19 protein-coding genes and 1 pseudogene are annotated in these 22086 nt (G+C 44.5%); 2 read left to right on the plus strand and 18 right to left on the minus strand.

Annotation, left to right across the window (positions count from 1 at the left end; genetic code table 11):
- Positions 1-104: 104 nt before the first annotated feature.
- Together ACYVUV_RS11565 and ACYVUV_RS11570 are read left to right on the plus strand one after the other, a co-directional pair.
- Complete coding sequence (locus ACYVUV_RS11565; RefSeq protein ID WP_412136563.1) at positions 105-368, plus strand: type II toxin-antitoxin system RelB/DinJ family antitoxin; 264 nt, start codon at positions 105-107, stop codon at positions 366-368.
- Complete coding sequence (locus tag ACYVUV_RS11570; RefSeq protein WP_484499444.1) at positions 355-654, plus strand: type II toxin-antitoxin system RelE/ParE family toxin; 300 nt, start codon at positions 355-357, stop codon at positions 652-654. The genes ACYVUV_RS11565 and ACYVUV_RS11570 overlap by 14 nt, the downstream gene beginning before the upstream one ends.
- A 217-nt stretch (positions 655-871) precedes the next feature.
- Here ACYVUV_RS11570 and ACYVUV_RS11575 read toward each other — a convergent pair whose 3' ends face one another.
- The 18 genes and pseudogenes from ACYVUV_RS11575 to ACYVUV_RS11660 form a co-directional block, all read right to left on the minus strand.
- Positions 872-1282 carry a helix-turn-helix domain-containing protein gene (locus tag ACYVUV_RS11575; protein WP_484499445.1) on the minus strand — a complete coding sequence of 137 codons (411 nt, stop codon included), beginning with the start codon at positions 1280-1282 and terminating at the stop codon, positions 872-874.
- A 118-nt stretch (positions 1283-1400) separates the two neighbouring features.
- Positions 1401-1697, minus strand: a complete 297-nt coding sequence (locus ACYVUV_RS11580) for a helix-turn-helix domain-containing protein (protein ID WP_484499446.1) — start codon at positions 1695-1697, stop codon at positions 1401-1403.
- A gap of 13 nt (positions 1698-1710) precedes the next feature.
- Positions 1711-2091, minus strand: coding sequence for a helix-turn-helix domain-containing protein (locus tag ACYVUV_RS11585; RefSeq protein ID WP_484499447.1), 381 nt, complete (start codon positions 2089-2091; stop codon positions 1711-1713).
- 91 nt (positions 2092-2182) lie between these two features.
- The gene (locus tag ACYVUV_RS11590; protein WP_484499448.1) at positions 2183-4195 is read right to left on the minus strand and encodes a hypothetical protein; all 2013 of its coding nucleotides are present in this window, start codon (positions 4193-4195) and stop codon (positions 2183-2185) included.
- A gap of 246 nt (positions 4196-4441) precedes the next feature.
- Positions 4442-5620 carry an RNA-guided endonuclease InsQ/TnpB family protein gene (locus ACYVUV_RS11595; RefSeq protein WP_484499449.1) on the minus strand — a complete coding sequence of 393 codons (1179 nt, stop codon included), beginning with the start codon at positions 5618-5620 and terminating at the stop codon, positions 4442-4444.
- A 22-nt stretch (positions 5621-5642) separates the two neighbouring features.
- Positions 5643-6086: an IS200/IS605 family transposase gene (gene tnpA / locus ACYVUV_RS11600; protein WP_484499450.1), complete on the minus strand. Its 444-nt coding sequence runs from the start codon at positions 6084-6086 to the stop codon at positions 5643-5645.
- Positions 6087-6150: 64 nt separating this feature from the next.
- Positions 6151-6474, minus strand: a complete 324-nt coding sequence (locus tag ACYVUV_RS11605) for a hypothetical protein (RefSeq protein ID WP_484499451.1) — start codon at positions 6472-6474, stop codon at positions 6151-6153.
- Between the two features lie 657 nt (positions 6475-7131).
- Positions 7132-7713, minus strand: a complete 582-nt coding sequence (locus tag ACYVUV_RS11610; RefSeq protein ID WP_484499452.1) for a hypothetical protein — start codon at positions 7711-7713, stop codon at positions 7132-7134.
- 75 nt (positions 7714-7788) lie between these two features.
- Positions 7789-8859 (minus strand): HEAT repeat domain-containing protein, encoded by a 1071-nt coding sequence (locus tag ACYVUV_RS11615; RefSeq protein ID WP_484499453.1) that lies wholly within the window; start codon positions 8857-8859, stop codon positions 7789-7791.
- Positions 8860-8939: 80 nt separating this feature from the next.
- On the minus strand, positions 8940-9740 hold the full coding sequence (locus ACYVUV_RS11620; RefSeq protein WP_484499454.1) for a hypothetical protein: 801 nt from the start codon (positions 9738-9740) through the stop codon (positions 8940-8942).
- Between the two features lie 173 nt (positions 9741-9913).
- Complete coding sequence (locus ACYVUV_RS11625) at positions 9914-10375, minus strand: hypothetical protein (RefSeq protein ID WP_484499455.1); 462 nt, start codon at positions 10373-10375, stop codon at positions 9914-9916.
- Positions 10368-11033 (minus strand): ImmA/IrrE family metallo-endopeptidase, encoded by a 666-nt coding sequence (locus ACYVUV_RS11630; protein ID WP_484499456.1) that lies wholly within the window; start codon positions 11031-11033, stop codon positions 10368-10370. Before ACYVUV_RS11630 ends, ACYVUV_RS11625 begins: the two co-directional genes overlap by 8 nt.
- Before the next feature lie 1001 nt (positions 11034-12034).
- A pseudogene (locus ACYVUV_RS11635) lies at positions 12035-12226 on the minus strand (RNA-guided endonuclease TnpB family protein); the annotation flags it as partial.
- A 32-nt stretch (positions 12227-12258) separates the two neighbouring features.
- Positions 12259-16242 (minus strand): glycoside hydrolase family 66 protein, encoded by a 3984-nt coding sequence (locus tag ACYVUV_RS11640; protein WP_484499457.1) that lies wholly within the window; start codon positions 16240-16242, stop codon positions 12259-12261.
- A 139-nt stretch (positions 16243-16381) separates the two neighbouring features.
- The gene (locus ACYVUV_RS11645) at positions 16382-20131 is read right to left on the minus strand and encodes a mucin-binding protein (protein WP_484499458.1); all 3750 of its coding nucleotides are present in this window, start codon (positions 20129-20131) and stop codon (positions 16382-16384) included.
- 574 nt (positions 20132-20705) lie between these two features.
- Positions 20706-21074 carry a hypothetical protein gene (locus tag ACYVUV_RS11650; protein WP_484499459.1) on the minus strand — a complete coding sequence of 123 codons (369 nt, stop codon included), beginning with the start codon at positions 21072-21074 and terminating at the stop codon, positions 20706-20708.
- A 146-nt stretch (positions 21075-21220) separates the two neighbouring features.
- On the minus strand, positions 21221-21439 hold the full coding sequence (locus ACYVUV_RS11655) for a hypothetical protein (RefSeq protein ID WP_484499460.1): 219 nt from the start codon (positions 21437-21439) through the stop codon (positions 21221-21223).
- A partial coding sequence (locus ACYVUV_RS11660; RefSeq protein WP_484499461.1) for an IS1634 family transposase occupies positions 21417-22086 on the minus strand: 670 nt, incomplete at its 5' end. The genes ACYVUV_RS11655 and ACYVUV_RS11660, both read right to left, overlap by 23 nt.

Below are 22086 nucleotides of genomic sequence, written 5' to 3' on the forward strand. Positions count from 1 at the left end.
ATTATATGCTATATGTAGCAACCATCTACGTCGGTATATACACTGCTTTACTTTCCACAAGTATCGCTGTATAATATATATAAGATTAGAAGGAGGAAGATATTATGGCTAGTTCACAAGTTAATTTCAAAATGGACTCTGAAGATAAAAAAGAAGTGACCGCTATCTTTAATTACTATGGCTTAGATTTATCTACTGGAATTAAAATGTATTTAAAGAAGGTTCAACACAGCTACTCTATCCCTCTCGATTTGACTATGGAAGACACTGAACTTGGTCAAGCTATTAAAGATGCCAAGGAAGGAAACTTTGTTGGTGAATATGATTCCGTAGAGAGTTTCGTCAAGGCAATGAATGATGAAAATTAAGCCAACTAATCATTTTTATCGTGCTTATAAAGCATACAAGAAAAAACATTATCAAATGTCATTAGTCGATGATTGTGTAGCTGCAATTGTCAAGAATGATACTGATTTCTTAAAGTTGCATAAAGATCATGTGCTAATCGGCGAACTGAGGGAACTGCATGTCCATCGACAATACAATGACGATTGGTTGTTAATCTATCGCATAGACCAAGCAACTGATGAAGTAGTATTAATTTTACTCGATCTAGGAGATCATGATTCCCTATCTAGAAAAATACATATATAGAGTACAAGAAAAGGTCCTAGATTAGTTGCACAACCATTAATCCAATTACTTAACAGACGTAAAAACGAGATCCCTATCATAGAGATCTCGTTTTCTTTTTGTCTTTCTGCATCCCCCTAGGGCGACGCTAGTGAGGAGGGAGACTTGTTAGACCCCTGCCCTACTGTTACGGGAAGTGGCTGCTGACGGCATCTTTCCTGTGTAGGAGGGATGCAGCTTATTGTTTGTTCTTTCGTTGCTCAATCAGCTCTTCGAGTTCCTGCAATTCGTTATTACCGGCCCAGTACTTAATGAACCACCGAGCGGTTTCAGCCGAAAGCTTGATAATTTCTTTTTCTGCAGTTTCAGCATCCCGATTTAGATTATTTTTGTCAGATGGCATGCATCTGCCTAATAGACAGTCGGTTGACACGCAAAAAATTTTAGCCATTTTATCTACTTCTGAAATCTTGAACGCTCTTTTGCCGCTTTCCGATTTGCTCAAGTAAGTTCTATCCATCCCTAAGCGTGAGGCCAAGTCCTGAATTGACCAGCCACGTTCTTGCCTAAGCTTTGTTACGTTTTTTCGTAGCACATCATCTGTATTTTCTCGATCTAGATGCGTTGGCTTTGTAATAGTCGTGCTCATTTTCGTTTATCTAATTTTGTTCTGTCATTTCTTTGATGTTAATACAGCATAGGCATCCCCCAATGTGATAGAAACACACATGATGGGGATGCCTATCTTCAGTTGGCTATCTAACTGACTATTCTTCGAGGAGAATCTCAATGATCTTCAGTAATTTCTTTTGATCATTTGGGCGTAATCGTTTAGCCATTCGTTGAATTTCTACAAGATATGTAGTATCTGCTGAGGTTTCTTGCATTAGATCATTGACATTTACATTAAGGATGTTAGCTACTTTCTGCAAAGAAGTAATAGACGGCTGTGTCACTTTCCAGAGGTAGATGCTGTTCTCACCAATCCCTGCCTTATAGGCAACATCCTTTATAGTCAATCCTTGTTCTTTGGCAATAGCCTTGATATTTTTGTAGACGTTCATTTTTCTTCTTTTGCTAGCTTTCATCACCCGTTGATTTGCTTGTTTGTTTGTTGATCGTTTCAAGCAGATCGACGATCTTGTCTAGACGATTAAGTACTTCTTTCGATGTGCCATTATCTCGCTGTAACACTGAATCGTTGTGTGTCTCATTTTCATGTACTACAGAATCACGAGGTGGAAAAAATACATCGATTGAGACATCGAATATCGTAGATAACAAGTAGAGGCCATCAAAACGAGGTGTTCGCTTACCATTTTCGTAATTAGAAATAGACGTTTTAGTAGTTTTCATTCTACTGGCTAATTCGTCTTGAGACCAATTACGTTCTTCTCTTAGCCGCTTAATCTGATGTCCTGTGTATTTGGACAAATCTTTTAGAGACCATTCCGTCATTGACGCATCACATCTTTTCTTTCTTGCTAGCATATTCCTCAACAAACTCTGGCAAATATTTTTCTGTAAAGATGACTTTGCTTCCTTTCAGTTATTTCTGTTCTTCTGCCATCGGCAGAAAAGCTTTGATCGGCTCGGTCAAGTCAACTGCTAATGCCAAGCACGATTCCTTGAAGTTCGCTTCACGGCCAAACAAGAACATGCCCTCCTCGTTTACTTCTTGATCTACTTTTGGCAAGGTAGTCAGCTTAGGGAAATCAAATCTGCCAACCGGATATGGCTCATGGAAGTTAAATTCAGCATTAGGCAGTTTAATCTCGAATGAGTACATGCTGTAGTAGTTCACGTTGTAGGTAACATCGCACTTATGGCACCGATCTATTTCTTTCTTGTTCTCGAAATAATATTCCATTGGAGTAAGACCGAAATATGAGCTCTCCTCACGGAAAACGTCAAAGTGATCGTCACAGAATGTCACATTGATTTTATCAGCATCTTCCGGCACAAAAGCGGAGAGCTTTACGCATTCAGGGCAGTTGTCGTACACGGCCTTCAGAAGCTCATTTTTGAGGTCGTAGATAGATTCTGCAGACTGATAAGAATCTTTCAGCATGTCATACTCAAAGTCGCTAGAATTGCCTCTATAGTTCTGCAAAGTCTTAGCAACGTGGTTGAGCACCGACATCGCACTGAGAGCCACAAACAGTTTTTGCTCATGTGCATTTCCATTGCCTTGCTTGTATTCAGCAAGCTGCTTTTGCCACTGTTCTTTTGCTTCAAGCTTTTCGGTATCGAATCCACTGTTCAGTTCAGCATATTCTTTAGCAAGTCGTGGTAGATACTTTTCTTCGAATACTTGAGGGATGACCTTTTCTGCAACCTGCTCCTCTACCTCAAGCAGGCTATTGACTATATCGTCAATTTGACCAGCCAACCATTCAGTATCCATAAACAGATCCTCAGAAAGATCTGATGAGGCACGAAAATCGTAATTACCGCCCAAGCCTTGAACAACAGCAGCTAGCGCTTCTTTGGGATTTATAATTTCGCTGAATTGTTCTTCCAGTTCTTCCTTGGAATCAAACGTTTTCTTGAGCAAGTACAGGAAAGAATCGTCATCAAGATTTTTGACAATGAAGTCGCTAAGGCGGTCAAAGTCAAAATTAAAATCATAGTCTAAGTCAACAGTCCAAGAGTAGTTTTCATCATCTACCGAAAGGTAGAGACGCTCATAATTAGTCCCGTTGACATAATTGTCAAATCCGCATTCGTATACGGAAAATGATCTATCAAAATTAGTCATGACAGCCTGCTTAGGATCAGCAGCGTCTCTATGCTTGAGCAGTCGCTCAATGGCGCTTGACTTTGAAAGGCTGAATTCACGATGGTTGTCCCACGCAGATGGGTCGTATTCACTGACAATCAGATCCAAATCAGCGTCAGCACACTGCTTTTCGAAAAAGCTGCGGTACTTTTCTGGCAAAAGATCAATATCAATACCTTGAGCATCCTGCATTCTTTGCCACAGCTCATCGATTGCTTTAGCGTGAGCAATCTCATAATTTTCTGCAGACGCATAATCTTCTTCTGTCATCCAGCTGTGAGCCTTGAACCAGTCTAAATCTTTTTCGGCATTCTTGCCGTCACGAGTCTTAACTGTCAGCACAAGGCTTGCTTTGAATCTGCCTTCGTCTATTTCTGAGTTGACGTCAATAAGGGTGTCGCCCTCGTCAGAAACAAGGTCACGGTATTCCAGTATCTTAGGCAGTGTTTCTTCCAACTCCGCTTTCTTGGCCAAAAAAGTTGCTTTTTTCTGTTTAAGAATTTCGGCTTGGTAATCAGCTTTTTGTTTCTCAACTGCATCGCGCTGATTTGCTGATACCCATTTGCCATCCAAGTAGGTTTCCGCAGTTGACCAACTTTTACCATTTTCGTCTTTAACGACGATCTTAATTATTCCTTTGCCGTTGATATCTGCATCAACTATCTCAACAATGCTAGGGATGCGGCTGTCAAAAGCAAGCGAGCCAATTCTGCGCTTTGCTTTATCGAATCTTCTTCTGTTTTTAGCGAAAAACGAATTATGACATGCTCCCCCGACCAAGGTCGGGGGGTTCTTTATAGGCTAGTGCTCACGCACAACCTACAGCTTCTGAGAACAACCAACTTATTCTTGCAAACAGGATTGGCCGAAGTCAAGACTGCTTTTTTACTGGTTCTGTCCAGCAAGCTGAACAGCAGTGCAAAAACAGAGGTCAGTCTATTTATCACGGAAGTGCCCCCTCCGACGATTCCGCCAAGCCGCATTGATTGCTGTTTGACGGTACGATTTTTTGCTTGCCCAGCTCTCTCAGAGCTGGGCAAGTCCTTTAAGCAATATATTGATTGATGCATTGATGTCACGGTCATGATGCGCCTTGCAGAATGGGCAGTCCCATTCCCGCACTGACAGTGGCTTCTTGCCCGTATCCTTGCCGCATTTTGAGCAGATTCGGCTGGTGTACGCTGGATTGACCTTAATGAGGATCTTTCCGTACTTCTTGCACTTGTATTCCAGCATTTTGCGGAATTCACCCCATGACTGACGAAGGATTGAGCGGGCAAGGTGATGATTCTTTGTCATGTTCTTGATCTTGAGATCTTCAATGACGATGACGTCGTATTCCTTTACCAGCTGATCCGTGATCTTGTGCAGATAGTCATCGCGCTGATTCGTGATGCGGCTCATATAGCGGTTTTTGGCGACATTGGCTTTCTGCCAGTTTTGATAGTCAGACAAGCTTTTTGCGCCAAGAACCTTTTTGTTGGCGTCCTGCTGCGACTTAACAAAAGCCAAATGACGGCGCTTGGATGACTTGCACTGCCAGATTTCTGCTTGTTTCTCGCAGAAATCCGATGAGAACCTGTCAAGCTTTCTGCCGTCTGACAGGATGGCCAAGTGCGTCAGCCCCACGTCAATGCCAACCGCCTTGCCAGTCTTTGGCAGGAAGGCGGTCTTTTTCTCCACGATTAGAGAAAGCCAGTAGCGACCGCAAGCATCGATGCTGATCGTGTAGCGCTTGATCTTGCCGTCGATGACGCCGGTTTTCGATGATCTGACTCTTCTCAGCTTCGGCAGGAACATGTTTCTTTTGCCCATGATCCGGATGCTTGACGACTTGCCAGTATATGACTGCTTGGCGTTATGTTTTGAGTGGAAGCGGGGCTTGCGTCTCGTTCCAGCAAAGAACGCCTCCCAGGCATCGCTGATGTTCTTGGTCACGATTTGGAAGCTGGAGCTGTCGCTTGCCTTGAGGAATGGATATTCGTTCTTCAAAGCGGGAAGCAGATTGTTAAGATCGAATTCCGTTAACAGTTTTAAGCTCTTGTTGTTCTTGTAGCGTTCCTGATAGAGGCTGACAAGCTGATTCCAGAGGAAGCGGTCATTGCCAAAGAACTGTCTAAGTTTGGCTTGTTGTACGAGAGTCGGGTACAATCTGATTTTCACTCCATATTCCGGCAGATCCGACTTGCGCTTGCGTATTGCCATGTCGCTTCCTCCTTTCTAGCGTTTAGTGAAACGGTCTATTCCATTGCGTCTCAATGTATTTCTTGACGACAGCTTCGGTTGTCACTCCAATGCTTCCTGCGTAATAGCTCGGTGACCAGACGTGACCACCCCAGAAGTATTCCTTCATCGTTTCTGGGTACTTTTCAAAAAGCCACTTGGCCGTAATGCCTTTGAGCTTCTTGACGATATTTGTCACGCTCTCTTTGGGTTTGGCAGACAGCAGAATATGCACGTGAGTTGGCATTATTTCCAGAGCCTTGACCGTATACTCATTCTCACGGCAGATCTGAAGGATCTTGTCCTTGAGTGAATCGACAATAATCGGATTAGCCAAGGCTTGGTTGCGATACTTGGTACACCAGACGATGTGGTAATTGAGGTTGTATACGTAGCCTCGCCCATGGATGATATCTGGCTCATCATTTCTGAATTCATATTTAGCCATATGAGTTGCACCTTCTTTCAGTATTTACAGCTCTCTAGCTATTTATATTATATCACATGTCAAACTAACGTTCACACACTAAGGCAGAAAGTGGGAGATTCAACTCGGCATTGAAATGCCAAGTTTTCTCGCCCTCAACGTAATAAAAATCTGTTTTTTCCTGTTCGACAACATCACGCTGATTGGCAGGAACCCAATGCAAGTTTAGTCCTTTATTGTGGAGCGTTACTTCTTTGCCGTTATCTGTTTTAGCTTGGATAGACACATTGCCTTTATTAGAAACTTTTGCTGAAATAGCTTTGACAATCTGCATAGAATCTGAGTCAAACGCGATCATGCCAATCAGACTATTAGCTCTAGACATATTCTGTTGCTTCTTACTCTGCATCGTTTTTCTCCTTTGTTGTCCCTTGCTTGGAACAGCTTTAGCCAAAAAATATTTTCTTTCTATATTTATATCTTACTACGTCAGTCTACTGGGATCAACAATTTTGCTAAATTTTCTTGCTAGCCATTTTGGTATGGTTGACAATTAGCAGGTTTAGCCAGATACCGGGGATGCACTGTGTAGAACAGCTAGCATTGAGCTAAATTAGGCAAAAGAAAAAGGCTACACTTTCGTGTAACCTTTTCGCCCCACTTACGTGAGGAATATCATTATCCATCAGAACTGCGTCACAGTGTCCTCCGGATCACCCTCACACGCGTGAGGAAAAATTTATGACTCCACTTATTTAGTATTTTACCGCTTTTTGCTTTGCCTGTTAAGACTCAAAATCGTATTTTTGCCATTGCCTGTATTTTTCTAAAACCGGTATGCTCCGTAATGCGTGATTATGGGGGTGCTGTTTTGAAAATAAGCATGATGGTTAAGCCCCCGGTTTTATTGACTTAATTGAACTTTGATGTGTAAACATCTATGGAATTTAGTGCAGAGGGATGTACTGCGGAAAGCAGAAAAAAGGTAAAAAATAAGCCCCATGCTGAACTAGACGTCCAGCATGAGGCTTATAGATAGATTGTGGTTACATCCTGTACTTTCCGACTAATTATGTGCAGGTAATCCTACAGTCGCGCTAATCCGATCAGACACGGCTTCCACACGACGAAGAATAACTTGGCTATGTGCCTTTTCGAATTCTTCTTGACCAACTTCTGGAAGTTCCAAGCATTGGATCTTTTTGCCAGCTAATGGTAAAACATCGAGCTCGCTTTCGTTGGTCCAAACAACATCTTGATTGCTTTCAAGACTCTTCAACAAATTCAGAGTCGTTTCGTTGTAAGAGTACAGTTGGTGCAGCTTGCCAAAGCAGCCATCGCCAATTGCCTCAATAGCATAATCCTCATCCAGAAGATCAGAATCCCCTGCCAGGCATTCGCGAGGGTTAATCAGTTTCAGTTGATTGTCTAAGTCGACAACAACATAGATAGTATCTTCGCTTTCACCAAGCAATTCAACGCGTTGCAGTGGCTTCAGCATGTAAGCCAGCTTTGCATCGTATTTTCTTTCTTCTGCGGCAATTGCTTCTGCGGTATTCCAAGTGCCAAGTTCATCTGTCAGTTCAGCTGGAGTCTTGGCAAACAAGTTAATTCCATCAGAAAAAACGTAGTTAGTTTCAGCAGTCATGATTTTTCTCCTTCCTACTGAGCAGTTACATAGAATTGCTCTGCACTATTATTTGTACAAGTGATCTAGTATCCTCTATGCAGTCAAATTTTGTTGTAATGCTGCGTATGCTTCGTTAAGTACTTCCCAGTTGGAATCATTAACGAGAATTTTGAGGTCCTTTGCGCGCCCCTTTTTGGCAACTGCAACACGAACGTTAGCATCTTTGTCATGAACAAGAATATCTAAGTCCTTGTCACGGCCTTGGGCAGCAACTTTTCTCCGTACTTCCCAGTTGGAATCATGTACAAGCACATCTAAATCCTTGTCGCGACCAAACTGAGCTACAGCTCCACGTACTTCTTTATCGTCATCATGGACGAGAATGTCCAGGTCCTTGTCACGACCTTCCCAAACAATAGCGTAGCGTACGATCCAGCATTCCCAGTCTTCCATAACATCAGCTCTCTGAATAAGAATATCCAGATCTTGATCTCTGCCATGTTCAGCAACTGACCGGAGTACATAGCGATCGTTATCATGGACTAAGATATCCAGATCCTTATCTCTGCCATAATCTGCCACAGCCGTTCTTATGTCTGCGTTTTCATCATGAACTAAGATATCCAGATCTTTATCTCTACCCTTATCTGCTACAGCTGCTCTTACCTCGCCGTCCTCATCTTTGTCATAAACAAGAATATCAAGGTCTTTATCACGGCCATAGCATGCTACAGCGACTCTCACGTCAGGATCCTCGTCATGAACTAACACATCAAGGTACTTGTCAGGAAGATTGTTTAAATACAAAAATTCCCGCCGTACGTTTGGATTTTCGTCATGAACAAGAATATCCAGATACTTTTCAATGCAAGTATTTACTACTTCCTTACGAACGTTTTCATCCTCGTCATGTACCAGAATGTCTAAATACTTGCTCCGTCCACTCTTCACAACAGCTTCACGAACTTCACTGCTTGGATCGCTTACAAGGATATCCAGATCCTTCTCACGGCCAAAGCATGCAGCAAGCTTTCTGTCGTAAACAGACTTACTCTTAACAAGCTCATCAAGCTGACTTCCAGTTCTATGCCAGTCATATGACTCATAGCTGTTGAACGTGTCGAATGGTCTTCTGAAAGCTTCTGGTAAAGTGTACATAGTCATGGTTAATTTCCTCCTAATTTTTTGTGATTAAGTTTTTGTACTTTGCTCCATTCTTTTGAAATAGAGTAAAACCGATACTACTAACAATTTTTGCTTTGTTCTTCTTCAAGCATCGCCCGTACAGCATGACGAACCTTTTCGTTGTCATCGTGTGCAAGGCGGTGTAACCCTTCAATTGCAAGATAACGATACCGTTCAGTGAATCTAGCACGCTTCCATTCATTAGCAACGGCCAACCGAACTTCAGCGTCACTGTCCTTTTCGAGATGGTTCATTGTTTTGGTAAATTCGCTGTACAAGGCTGCAAGAATTCCTATTTTTTCGGCAATAATTCTGCGTATTTCTACTTCACTGTCATACGCAAGAATCACGACGTCATCCTGACGGCCATGCACCGCTACTTTATAACGAACCCATGGATCTTCATCCTTTACGAGAATGTCAAGATCCTTGCCGCGGCCTTTTTCAGCCACAGTTGCACGTACTTCGTTATATTCATCATGTAAAAGAATGTCTAAGTCCTTGTCACGGCCTTGGGCAGCAACTTTTTCCCGTACTTTCCAGTCGGGATCATGCACAAGAATGTCCAAGTCTTTGTCGCGACCTTGGGCAGCAACCCACCACCGGACATCTTCATTTGTATCATGTACAAGAATGTCGAGATCTTTATTGCGGCCTTCCCTTGCAACGCATGAGCGTACAAGTGGGCTTTCATCATGAACGAGGATGTCTAAATCCTTATCGCGACCAAAGCATGCCACAAACTCACGGTGACCGTCTTGATCGCTCTTTACAAGCTGATCAAGCTGTTCATCCGTTTGTTCCCAATCTTTTTCACCATACTCTTCTTGAAGTTCCTTTGATAACTTGTGGGTAGTCATTTTTGTGTCCTCTCTCTTTTAAAAACAAAAAGGACTCAAACACTGCGTTTAAGTCCTCTGCCAATAATATTTTTTCAATTTTCTCAACTATGGCGGTCCCATAATTGACTCCTTTCTAGTGCTTTGAAAGCACAAAAAAGAGGCTGCAAAAGCTTCTGCAGTCTCCTCTAACCTTATTTTCGATGTTCGTTGTGGCCCGTTTGATTAAACAATTGGATTAGTTGCTTTTCTACGTCTGTAGAGAAAGCGTATCGAATAATGACTAATGCCAAGGAAATCAAATTGACCATCAAAGTCCCTACCAATAGCTTTTGTATTTCTACAGAATACCCTTTATCGAGTGAATCTATTATGATCCAAAAAATTCCTGCCGTAACCAGTGCCATGTAGACAATGTAACACACCAGGACTTTTTGCCTAGTTTTTTGTCTAGCTACTCGCCCAGCGTCAATCGACATCAGAATTCTTTCACGAAAGCGAAGATCTTGCTTCTGACGTAATTCGTCATAGGCTTCTGCAGAATCCTGAAAATTTTCTTTATCTCCAGGCAAGTCATTGACTAGTGACGCATCATTGGATGCTTGGGCTTTATTTGGAGTAATTTCTCCAATCAGTCCCTCTATTTTTTTATTCATTATTTTCCGCTCTCATTCTTACATAATTTTTTACGCGAAGATTTGCGGCTTGAGGTGAAACATCGAGTTTTTTTGCTACTTCACCAATTAATCCTGTAGTCAGGTTGGTCATATCAATGATTTTGGCAAGTTCACTGTCTGGCAGTAAAAAAGCTATTGCAAATTCATCGACTTTATTTTCTTCAAGCTGTTCCGTTTTGGTCAGCTTTTTTGCACCTCGATATTTAGTTACATTTAGGACTTTGTCTTCGTTAAATAAACTCTTTGTAGAATACGGAAATGGCAACCATCTAAAGCCAAGAACCAAGTGTCCTAGCTCACGAGCTATAGAAAAGCGCTGACTTTCACGGGACTCAAGTGCGTTTACCATAATTACTGGCATATCTTTTTTTGAGTTCCACGTCAAATAACTGCTGATGCCTTTGTCATCATCTTCAGCAAAAAAGCGGACATCGACTCCTGCATTTCTCAAAGCAGTTTCTAATGCAACGCCTTTTTCACCACGAAAGATAATTTTGTACATTTCGTCAGCAACTGTATCGATTTTTTGTCTCAGTTGGTCGTCCATCTCGTGCTCACCTCTTGTTTTTATTTTAGCACGAAGACTAAACATCCTGCCGTTTTCCTCACGTTCTGTTGTTACTCCTTGAACGATCATTTTTTTGTCCTTTCAGCCCTTCTCCTTTTTTGATTTTCTCAACTATGGCGGTCCCATAATTGACTCCTTTCTAGTGCTTTGAAAGCACAAAAAAGAGACTGCAAAAACTTCTGCAGTCTCCTCTAACCTTATTTTTCGTTTTGTAAAATAACCAAAAGCACGACAGATACGCCATGCGATAATTGTAAGTCCGGCTAAGCCAGGCTTTTAACCATTACACGAGAGAACTCTCTCATGCCAGCAAAAATGCTGAAAAACTTGTTGACCTTGCGGCCCACTAGAGCAACTGTTCTAGTGCTAAGTCCCCTGTGAGACCTAGGTGTAAAAAACAAAAAATAATTCTTTACCCCTTAATTGTACATCTAGTCAGCTGAAATTGCATCCCCCGACACCATCTTCTCACCGCTACCTAAGAAAATTAATCTAGCGAAAGAAGAGCATCCCTACCCTGTACATCGCTGTACGGGAGGGATGCTCTCATCAGAAATGGCGCCTTATCAATCTCAAATTCAATATCTAAGTCTGGGTCATTAGGGAAAAGACTTATCAAAAATGACACCTTATCAATCGTCCACGTCCCCGGTATATTAAAGCCAGATCGGGAAAAGACTTATCAAAAATGACACCTTATCAATCAAAGGACAAGTACATGGCAGAAAGAAAATAGGGAAAAGACTTATCAAAAATGACACCTTATCAATCCGTTTAATTATAATCTATTTCTAATGTTTTGGCAAGTAAAAACAAAAAAGCAGCATCCCCTGCCTCACGAATTTCTCCATGAGAGGGATGCTGTTTCAGAAATAACATCTCATCAACTACCCCCGACCGAGGTTGGAGGTTTGCAACTAGCTAGCGTGGTCCAAGCAAACTCCCCGAAGGGAGTTCTCCCATAGCCAAGCCCGAAGGCTTACGCTGTCGCTTCTCAAGCATCCTTGGCGAACCTCAGATGCTCCCGCAGGCTGACTACTACGGCAGAACAGCACGTTGTACGCACTGCTCTAATTTGTTTGTTTCTTTGTTTTCTTGCCTTTGGCTTTCTTAGCATCTGTCGTGTCGTGCTTACTCTGATACGACGGATTAGGCACGCCGCTGACGTACATCGTTCCCAGCATTTGAATGTTCATTGCGGCTATGCGGTCGTCATTAGAGCGGTAGCCGCATCTGTCACAGATATACATGTGCAGCTCATTAATGAATCTTGCGATGTTTTCATGACCAAAAATTAGCGTTGCTTCTTAGTTTTCTTATGATTGACAATCGTTGCCAAAAGGGATGCACCAGTTGCAAACATGCCTAAGAGACCCGCCTCTCTATCGGCTTTATTGTCAGTTTGCGGCATTTGACGCTGAGAAGAAGCAGAGGTTTCCTGTGTTACGCTTGCAGTGCCTGCAGACTGACTTTGACTTACATTGTTTGCGGATGTGCTGCCACCCTGGCTGTTGCCGTTGTCATTATTAGATAATGCCGTCAGCAAGGAATCAGCCGCTTTTTCTTTGGAATCCTTAGAACTGGTTTCTGGCGAATTGTCAGTTTGGCTTTCAGTTTGGCTTTCAGATTCTGACTTATCTGTTTTGGCTGAATCCACGTTCTGTTTATCACTACCCTCAGCTGAATCAACTTGCTCGTCAGTCCCCGTACTACTAATGGATTGAGATTGATCAGCTTGATCATTTTTCTTTGTATCGGTGACCGACTGAGAACCGTTGCCGTGGTTGTCCGTCTTGGAGTTATCGGCAGTATCAGTAGATTGAGAGCTGCCATTTTGGCTGCTGTTCTTAGAGCCATCATTGTCAGTCGACTTGGCGTCACTGCCCGGGCTACTGTTATTAGAGTCACCTGGCGTCTGAGAGCTGCCACCTTGGCCGCGGTTTTTAGGATCATCGGTAGTCTGAGAGCCACTGCTTTGGCCATTATTCTTAGGATCATCTACAGGCTTAGTATTGTCGCCTTGATTGTCATTCTCAGAGTTGCCAGAAGATTGAGAGCCGTTGTCTTGGTTACCATTCTTAGGATCATCGGTAGATTGAGATCCACCACCCTGGCTGTCTGCACTGTAGGTTACCACGACATTGATGTCGGCTGCATCGTGGGCAATGTTTTTGTTGGAGACAACTGCCTTATCCGGAGTATAGCCCGTTACAGCCGGGGATGCAATATCCTTGAAGTCTTGGTTTGCGGACCAGTCAGTCTTTACTACTTTCTGAGTTACCGAGTCAATGGTCTGAGTACCAGTGAAATGCAAGGTATCCTTTACGGATGCTGGAGCTTGCTGACTGCCGCCTAAAATCTTGTATTCAATAGTCCGAGTAACGTCATCTGAAACTGACTTCGTGGTTGTAGCGTGCTTGAGGTGGACGGTATAGTTCTGGTCCTTGCTTGAGTCACTGTCAAAAACAATCTTGTTTCCGCTCGTTTCATCGCTGACAAGGACATACCCCTTGCTCAAGTAGTCCTTAATGGCTTCTGCCGTCGTGTAGACATTCTTGCCGCTTTCATCGGTATATGCCGTTGAGCCGCTGCTGCCGTTTAAAGTATCAGACTTGAGATCCTTGTTGTCCGTGTCGTCATGATAAGTAACATGCGCAACTTGTGGTTCTTGGATGTAAACCATGTCCCACAGAGACAATTCTGGCACGTTGATCTTCAGTGAGTACGTACCATCGCCATTATTTACTACGCTTGCTGACGTTTTGGCCATGGTCCCCTTGTTCCAGTCGTCTGGAGAGGTCACGTATACGTTGTTTGCATAAGCTTTGGCCTGGCTTTCGTTCATTGATCCAAGTGGATAAATGATCGTCAGATTCTTTTGGACTTCTGGGTTCTTATTGTTGTTTCCAGACGTGTTGTCCCAGTCGGAGTTGATCCCCATCAAGTTGATGAGCTGAATGGTCTTGAAGCCATCGCCTTTCTTGGTGAAAGTCCAAACCTGATTGCCATTTCTCCCCGCATCAGTACTGTTGTTTTCGTCTCGGCTTACTTGACTGCCGCTTGCATTGTAGGTCTTGGCCAGGGCGGTGTCGTTGGTCACTCCATCACCGCGAAGCATGTTTTCGTATTGAACTTGGAACTGTGAGTACTGGTAGAGCAGACGGTTCAAGTCTTCACTGACCTTATGGTCTTGGTTTGGATAATACTCACTGCCTAAGATACCAGTACCGTATTCATCGTTATTGTTGGCGTTAGCGTCAAGCTCCATGTGGTAGCCACCTGCCGCGGCAATTGAAGCAGTCGTAAGCAGCTCCGCATTGGTGTTGTAAGTATTGTCCGATCCAATGGTATTGTTCTTAAGGTATGCCGAAACAATAAGAGATTTTCCGGACTGATCACGTACGTAGTCCACGACATTCTTCAAGTCGCCGTATTCAGTAATAGCGTGGCCATTAAAATTCCCGCTTGGCCATAATTCCGTATAAGCAACTGACACGTTGCTCAATGAGTCCTTGAGGCCTTCGGTGTTGACGTTGTTGATGGTGTAGTAGTAATCCGTTCCATCCGGCTTCTTGCCCTTAAAGGCATCCATTACGTTCTTTGAGAAGTAGCCATAAGTATCTTGAAGCCGGAAGGTTTTGTCTGTTCCCTTGTCTTCTGACGTAGTGACTGTGTTGTCACCGATCGTGTCACCGTTCCAGCCGTCAAAGTTGCCGCGCTTCATTGCGTCGATCATCACTTGCGTAATATATTTCTGCCAGGCTGGGGATGCTGGGTTGTAGTAAACCTGAGCAGCCGCACTGTTGGTCATAGCTTGGCCTTTAGAGCCAAAGGCACCATCATAGGCATTGTACATAAGCTGAGAATCATCCGGCAGTCCCGGGGTGTTCTCCGTATTCTCGTACGTATTGCGAGCATGGATCATGTTATAAAGCATGGCGGAAGCATTCGTGTCATGTACTTTTGCGACAAGATCCTTGACAGCCTGCGTACTGATTTGAGGCTTGTTGCTGGTCCAGGTTGCCCATTCTTGCGTATATGATTCTTCATCTGGGAATGGGTTGGCGGCATCCTTATAAACGTCATAGAAGAAATAAGAATTGACGTGCATGTTTTTCATTTCTTCGATCTGTTCAGCATACTTCTGCATCAGCGCCGGATCATTAGGGATGCCGTATGCATGGCTTCCGGACCCGGCAATAACGCCATATCTCGGGAACTTAGTCCAGTCATTTTCGATGGCCAAGCCCAGATTTTTCAGACCAATCTGCTTGCCTGATGCATCCGTAACCTTGATCTGAATCGTGTAGCCTTTGTTGTTCTCAAGCCAGCTGTTGTCAATCGTGAACTGATTCTGGTCAGCAGCGTTTGCGGCTACATCATATGCTTCCCCTGCCTTCAAGTACTTGGAAACGCTTCTGATTTCTCCAATTGGGTTAGCGCCATAATATACGGTCATCGTCGCCGTGATTTTTTGATCCGAGTTAGTGTTGTTGGCAAAGGCAAAGGATACAGGGACGCTTTCCCCCTTCTTATATGATGCCTTAGCTGTTTCCGGATCAGTCAAAGCCGCGCTATGGTCATAGTTTGAGTAATTCTTAGCGTCAGACATGGACTTGAGCGTAGTGGTTGAGCCCGTATCTGCCAAAAGGGATGCGGACAGAAGTGAAGCATTGTTTTCGCTTTCCAATGCGGATGTGCTTACAGTCGCAGCATTATCTGCAGCTGCATCCCCTTGTTCCCCCTGTGCACTTTCTTTTGCATTTTCTTTTGAATCAGCATCATCATTTTGGGCATCCCCCTTAGAATCAGAGTTGCTTTCCTGAGTATCTTCGCTGCTTGCCGTTGCATTCCCATCAGCGGAATTATTCTTATTTTCGCTAGTTGCTTCGTTGTCATCGGCAACGCCATCTCCACTAGGAACAGAATTTGTGCTGGAATTGCTGTCAGCTGCCTTCTCGCCTTCTGCACTAGTGTCGTTTTGACTTGTACTGCTTGCATTAGCATCCGCACTGTTAGAAGCGTCAGTCTCTTCAGAGCTGCTGGCGGCATTGTTGCCTTGACTATCAGAAACAGTGCTGACGGTCAAGCCACTGTCAGTAGTCACCTTGTCAGAAGCACTAGCCGTATCAGATTGCACTGAAGCATTGACTGTTTCAGCATGCGCTGAAACGTTAGATGCCATAGAAATCAACGCACCAGAAGCGAGCATTGATGCTGCCCCGGCTGAAACTTTTCTGAGTGCCGCTTGCTTTGGCGATATTTTTTCTGATTTCATTTTTCCCTTTCTATTTTTCAGAATGTTACTGAAAATTCTATCATAGAAAACATAGCGGCTTATTTTTCCGCTTATTAGCAAAACAGCAGCTATGGGCATTGAGTCCAAAGCCGCCGCTTGTCATTTTTAGATTAAGAAGCTACTTCTTTTCTTGTTTGTTTTGCTTCTTGCGATCAGCAATCGTTGCTAAAAGGGATGCACCAGTTGCAAACATGCCTGCTGACTGCATCAAGATGCTGCTTTCATTGCCCGTCTTTGGCAGAGAGGCTGCAGGTGTTGGCTGAGCTTGGGTTTCCTGCTTTACAGGGGATGCTGGCTTGGCAGTATCCTTTTGAGGAGTTGGGCTTTCCTTCTTCTTGTAGTAGATGTCAACGGTCTTGTCTTTGGTATCGCCGTCAATGATCACCTTCAAAACCTTGTCAAGACTGGCAGTGTAGCCCTTGATCTCTGGGGTGTCGAACTCATCCCACTTGTCCTTGGACCATTCGCCATAAGTCTTTTCGCCAGTTACTGCATCCGTAGCAACGCTCCGAGTACTGTGTCCTACCTGCTTGATCGTCTTCAAGCCATCTGGCGTGTGCAGACGAATCGTGCGAGTCATCGTGTTCTTTTCTTCAGAGTTGTCGATCCGGTGCGTCAAAGTAACGATGTAGCTTTGATCCACGCTGCTGTCGTCATCGAAGACAACTTCCTGGCCATTGGTGTCATCGCTTACCAGCTTGTATCCCATGCCTTCAAGTGCTGCAATCTCTTCTGCCGTAGTGTAGCCGGACTTGCCGTTTGACTTGCCCGTCAGGTCCTTGACGGAAAGAGTCTTGCCAGTCTTCTCATCGACATAAGTTACCTTAGCCTTCTGCGGATCTGGATCGTAGGTTACGGTCACATGGATGTCGCTGTGCTCATGAGTAATACCCTTGTCTGAAACTACCTTTTGGTCTGGGGTATAGCCCTTGACGTCTGGACTGGTAATGTCATCGAAGTCTTGAGTTGGTGACCAGGTAGTAGAGATGATCTCACCAGTTACCTTGTCGATGACCTTTTGAGCGGTGAAGTGCAGAACGCTGTCTACAGGACCAGGAGCTTGACTGCCGTCTGACATCCGGTAGGTAATGATTCTCACAACGTCATCGCCCAAGCTGCCCTTGTCCGTGCCATCTGGCCACTTGGTACCGTCTGGGTTGGCATTGACTGCTTCACCCGGCTTGCCTGGGTTTTCTTCTGTCACGGTCGCGTAGCTGTGCTTCAAGATGACGGTGATCTCTTGATCTTTTGCCGTGTCGTCATCAAAGACAAGTTCTTGGCCATTGCTTGAGTCGCTGACCAGAACGTAGCCATTGTCCTCGTAGTCCTTGATTGACTTGCCAGTAGTGTAGCCAGACTTGGCGTTGGTCTTCCCTGCCAGATTCTCAGTCTTCAAGGTCTTGCCAGTGGTTTGGTCAATGTAAACAACCTTGGCTTTTTGATCTTCTGGCGTGTAGGTTACGACCTCTTCGATATTGGCATGGTCATGAGCAATATTCTTGTTGGAGACTACCTTTCTGTCCACGGTGTAGCCCTTTACGGCTGGGGATGAAACGTCCTTAAAGTCTTGATTGTCGCTCCAGGCCGTTGACAATACCGTGCCAGTAACAGCATCAACGGTATCCTGGGCAGTAAAGGCAAGAGAATCCTTCACGCTGGCTGGGGCCTTTGAGCCATCGCTCATCTTGTAGGTAATGGTTCTAGTAACCGTTGCGTTGTGCTTGTTTTCCGCAGGCGTCTTGGTATCGTGCTTGAGGTGAACGGTGTAGTTTTGGTCTACTGAGGCGTTGTTGTCGTAGACGATTTCCTGGCCATTGGTGCTGTCGCTTACCAGCTTGTATCCCTTGCTCTGGTAGTCAGCAATTGAGGACTTGGTAGTGTAGCCGGACTTGGCATTGCTCTTCCCTGTCAGATTATCAATCTTCAAGGTCTTACCTGTATTGTCGTCGATGTAAGTTACAGAACCCTTTTGGATGTCTGGAGTATAGGTTACGGTTTCAACGATGTCGGGATGATCATGAGCAATGTTCTTGTTGGAAATCACAGATTTGTCAGCCTTGTAGCCAGTAAGAGGCGGCGTAGCAACGTCTGTAAAGTCCTTAGGGCCGTCCCAGTAGCTTGCCGTTACGTCATGGTAGGAAACTGTCGGCTTAGTTGGCGCGGTCGGCTGCAGAGGCTTGTATGCCGTTGCCAGGTTGGTGTCGAGAGCAAACCATACGTAGGTATCTGAGCCTTCCTTGGCCTTCGTTCCCACCTTGAAACTAGAGCCGTTTGCCTGCATTACCGCTGCACCATAGTAGCGATTTTCAGAGCTTGGACTGTCCCAATCAAATCCCGCCTTTTCGGCACTGTTGTCATTGTCAGAATAGTACGATCCATCATCGTGCTTAGTTACAGAAGAGCCTGGGATCACCGCAGCTTGATTGGACCCTGGGTTGAAGTATTCAGTCCCTAAGCCGCCGTTATTGAGGGATGACATTGATAACCAAGCATTGCTCATGTTGTCAATCTTGTTTCCGTTCGTATCGTACAGAGTCAATTCAAGGCTGAATTCCACAGAGCCATTATTGTCGTTCTTAGCACCGTACCAGAAAGTAATGTTAGGGTTGCTGGAGACAAAGACGTTAGCCGTACCATCATTAGAGGTAGTACTGTTCAGCGTATACTTGATAGTTGCCTTGCCAATGGCGTGTGGATTCCCACTACTGTCAATATACGTAGAATTGCTCAAGTTGGTGTAGGTTGCCAAGAAGCTGTCGCCTACCTTCATCCGAATGCCTGTATAGGTATTGCCCCACTGGCTTGTGTCAGCTGAGGCGGCTTCCGAGACATTGGCAGTAATTTGATCGTCACCATAAGACTTGCCAACGTTTTCCATGGCATAGACGCCCTTACTGTCGCTGCCAAGCCATGCACTTGACTTGATGTAGTCGATCTGCTTGCCAGTTGGTGATGAAATAGAGATGTTGGCATCCTTTTCATTGTTGAAAGTAAGACTTTGAGAAATGCCCTTTACCGTGTGCGGGTTGTTTTGGGCGTCTTCCCACTTCTTCAAGTCAGCCGCGTAGCTCTTCATTGCGATGTCGTAGCCGGCCTTGGCACTTTCATAGTTGCCCAGCGCTTTCTGCAGATCGTCAACCTGCTTAGACAAGTCAGACAGCGCCTCATCCTTGGTAGCGTAAGTCTTGGATTCGCCCTTATTGACGGTCAAACCATCATTGGCAGCTCTGCCAGTCAAGCTGGACAGATCGCCTGTAATGGTCGTTTTCGTGTACGTCAGTTTATCCGTCTTTGAGTCTGGAGCCTTTGAACCATCGGTCGTCTTGTAGTTGACAGTTCGATTGACATCCTTGTTCTCAGTAGTGGTCTTGTAGTAGTTGGAGGACAGGCTGGTTGAAGTGGCGGCTGGAGCAGAGGCGAGCTTGCTTACGGCTGCGGCCATCTTTGCTCTTGTCTCTTCACTTACGCCATTTGAGACAAGGGATGCAGTCAAGGCAGATGAATTGTCATTGGAAGTCGTACTGCTTTGACTATTTGAAGCAGTGCTGTCTTCGCCTTCTTGCGTGCTTTGAGCGTCTTTTGAAGCACTATCGCTTGCATTCTGATCAGTCGATGGCTGTGCAGCGTTGCTTGAGTTGGACACCACAAGTCCACTCTTTGTCGTTACAGTGCTTGCTGCATTGCTTGCGCTCGTACTGTCATCACTGCTTGTTTCAGTGCCTTCGGCAGTAGCCGCGTGAGCTTGCCCCGCATGGCTCGCTACCAGTGTAGAAGAAAGCAGTACAGAAGCTACGCCAATGGAAAGCTTGCGCAGTCCATCGCGGCGTACATCATTTTCACCGCTTTCTGTAAGTCTTTGCTGTGTCATTGTTACCTCTTTCTAGTCAGGGTTTGCTTTATATAGGATATTAAGTAATTATTAGAAATCCGACTAGTAGAAGTCTACATCCGGGGTTGTTCTATTTTTTTTTTATTTTTGTCGTTTTTTATTTTCAGTCTCCCTTAGATCTGTTTCATTTTTTAGGCAAAAGAAAAGCATCCCTGCCACGTACATTGCTGTACGGGAGGGATGCTCTTATCAAAAATGACACCTTATCAATCACATCCTTTCTAATTACTGATGATCGCTCTGGGAAAAGACTTATCAAAAATGACACCTTATCAATCGAAAGCCATAGCCATTCCGCCACTTCCATAGGGAAAAAACTTATCAAAAATGACACCTTATCAATCTTATTTTAAAAGGCAATTACCTTGCCCTTTGGGAAAAAACTTATCAAAAATGACACCTTATCAATCCGTCTAATTGTAATCTATTTCTAATGTTTTGGCAAGTCCAAACAAAAAAGCAGCATCCCCTGCCTCACGAATTTCTCCATGAGAGGGATGCTGCTTTTACACGATGTTTATATTGTCTTTGTTGAGTCCTATTATTTTTCTGGCTAGCTGAGCTTAGTCAAGCCACAGTTATCGATGAGACCATTGCAGACAAGATCAACAAGGGATCCATTGAACTTTCTGTAATGCTCAGCGAATGGTTCAAGGTCGCCATCATGGTAGACAGCGCCACTTATATACCCATCGCTTTTGATCCAGCATTGAGCAGCACCAAAGTCAACCTTAGCGCCCTTGCTCTTGTCGTAGTAAACAAAGAAATGCGGTGAGCTTTCATTGACGTTCAGCATAAACTGCAAACTGTTCTTGCGAGTGTCATAGTAGATTTGCCCATCTATCTTGCTCTGTTCGTCCTCTGGCAGTTCCTTGATCAAGCTCTCCATGAAGTCCTCAATTTGCTTGTATTGATTTGCCAAAGGCACTTTCTCTTGAGCAGCAATCATGCGCTTTAAAGAGGCATTATACCGCTCTAAAGAGGCACTATATAATTCATTGCTAATTTCCCAGGATTTTACAACTCAAACTACACGGTTGGCAGGTTTTCTGCCAACCGTATTTCTTTTTATGCATGACTTTCTAGAAACGCGAGGATCTCAGCTTTGGTTCGGGTACTTTTATCAATAGCTTTTAGTAATTCCTCCTGCTCTCGGTGCTTCTTGAGCTCATAGAGGGCATCAAGCTTCTCTGACGCTTTATCGCAGCGCTCTTTGAGGCGCCGGAGCTGTTCTTCTGTTTGGGAGATCTCTGCTTCAATTGTTTTAATACTCTTCGTTCTCGGCATCTTCATCATCGTCTTTCTGTTCTTCTGGCATTGCGGCGTTCTTAATGTCTTTTCCAATCAGTCTTGCCTGTGCTTTGATCCATTCTTCGTCTAGCCCAAAAGCGCCTAGTATTACTTTCTGGGTAGCTGTGACAGCGTGATCGAGCTTATAGTTGCCGTTCGGCTGGCGTATCAGCTCAATCTTTTCGAGCTCTTTCAGTGCTGAAGGCACGCTCAGATAGTTAGGCTTGCCCGGCATTTCGGCTTTGCGCTTTCTCAAAAGCGTGTAGATTCTTGCCCGGATTATCAAGGCAATGAACTGAATGAAGATCTTCGCTTCAGCTGCCTGGCTGCTTGCGACTCTAAATGAGCGGTTGCCAAGGAAAGTCTTATCACTGCCAAACAGCTTCTCTGAGATATCGCGGCTCTTGTAAAGATTCAAAGCTTCTGAAGCGGTCATCTTTTCGGAGGTCACGATCGCGAAATAGCCGCACAGCTGCAGCTCTCGTTCGATGACATCTTCCCGTTCCTCGTAGCCATAGAACTTGTCTTTGTGGTAGGTGAGCTTGAAGTAGTGCTCGTATCGCTTTGGAAGCTTGTATTCTCTGCCTTTTATCTTATCCATCTCGGCTTCCATTCGGTCCAGATCAGCTTCCAGTCTGGCACGC

Source organism: Lactobacillus sp. WILCCON 0149, assembly GCF_057197965.1.

What these genes read in the sequence shown, in the direction of transcription:
- ACYVUV_RS11615 (WP_484499453.1), bottom strand. Translation starts at nt 8,859, where the DNA reads ATGACTATGTACACTTTACCAGAAGCTTTCAGAAGACCATTCGACACG.
- ACYVUV_RS11610 (WP_484499452.1), bottom strand. Translation starts at nt 7,713, where the DNA reads ATGACTGCTGAAACTAACTACGTTTTTTCTGATGGAATTAACTTGTTT.
- ACYVUV_RS11625 (WP_484499455.1), bottom strand. Translation starts at nt 10,375, where the DNA reads ATGAATAAAAAAATAGAGGGACTGATTGGAGAAATTACTCCAAATAAA.
- ACYVUV_RS11565 (WP_412136563.1), top strand. Translation starts at nt 105, where the DNA reads ATGGCTAGTTCACAAGTTAATTTCAAAATGGACTCTGAAGATAAAAAA.
- ACYVUV_RS11570 (WP_484499444.1), top strand. Translation starts at nt 355, where the DNA reads ATGATGAAAATTAAGCCAACTAATCATTTTTATCGTGCTTATAAAGCA.
- ACYVUV_RS11630 (WP_484499456.1), bottom strand. Translation starts at nt 11,033, where the DNA reads ATGATCGTTCAAGGAGTAACAACAGAACGTGAGGAAAACGGCAGGATG.
- tnpA (WP_484499450.1), bottom strand. Translation starts at nt 6,086, where the DNA reads ATGGCTAAATATGAATTCAGAAATGATGAGCCAGATATCATCCATGGG.
- ACYVUV_RS11620 (WP_484499454.1), bottom strand. Translation starts at nt 9,740, where the DNA reads ATGACTACCCACAAGTTATCAAAGGAACTTCAAGAAGAGTATGGTGAA.
- ACYVUV_RS11580 (WP_484499446.1), bottom strand. Translation starts at nt 1,697, where the DNA reads ATGAACGTCTACAAAAATATCAAGGCTATTGCCAAAGAACAAGGATTG.
- ACYVUV_RS11595 (WP_484499449.1), bottom strand. Translation starts at nt 5,620, where the DNA reads ATGGCAATACGCAAGCGCAAGTCGGATCTGCCGGAATATGGAGTGAAA.
- ACYVUV_RS11585 (WP_484499447.1), bottom strand. Translation starts at nt 2,091, where the DNA reads ATGACGGAATGGTCTCTAAAAGATTTGTCCAAATACACAGGACATCAG.
- ACYVUV_RS11640 (WP_484499457.1), bottom strand. Translation starts at nt 16,242, where the DNA reads ATGAAATCAGAAAAAATATCGCCAAAGCAAGCGGCACTCAGAAAAGTT.
- ACYVUV_RS11655 (WP_484499460.1), bottom strand. Translation starts at nt 21,439, where the DNA reads ATGCCGAGAACGAAGAGTATTAAAACAATTGAAGCAGAGATCTCCCAA.
- ACYVUV_RS11645 (WP_484499458.1), bottom strand. Translation starts at nt 20,131, where the DNA reads ATGACACAGCAAAGACTTACAGAAAGCGGTGAAAATGATGTACGCCGC.
- ACYVUV_RS11605 (WP_484499451.1), bottom strand. Translation starts at nt 6,474, where the DNA reads ATGCAGAGTAAGAAGCAACAGAATATGTCTAGAGCTAATAGTCTGATT.
- ACYVUV_RS11575 (WP_484499445.1), bottom strand. Translation starts at nt 1,282, where the DNA reads ATGAGCACGACTATTACAAAGCCAACGCATCTAGATCGAGAAAATACA.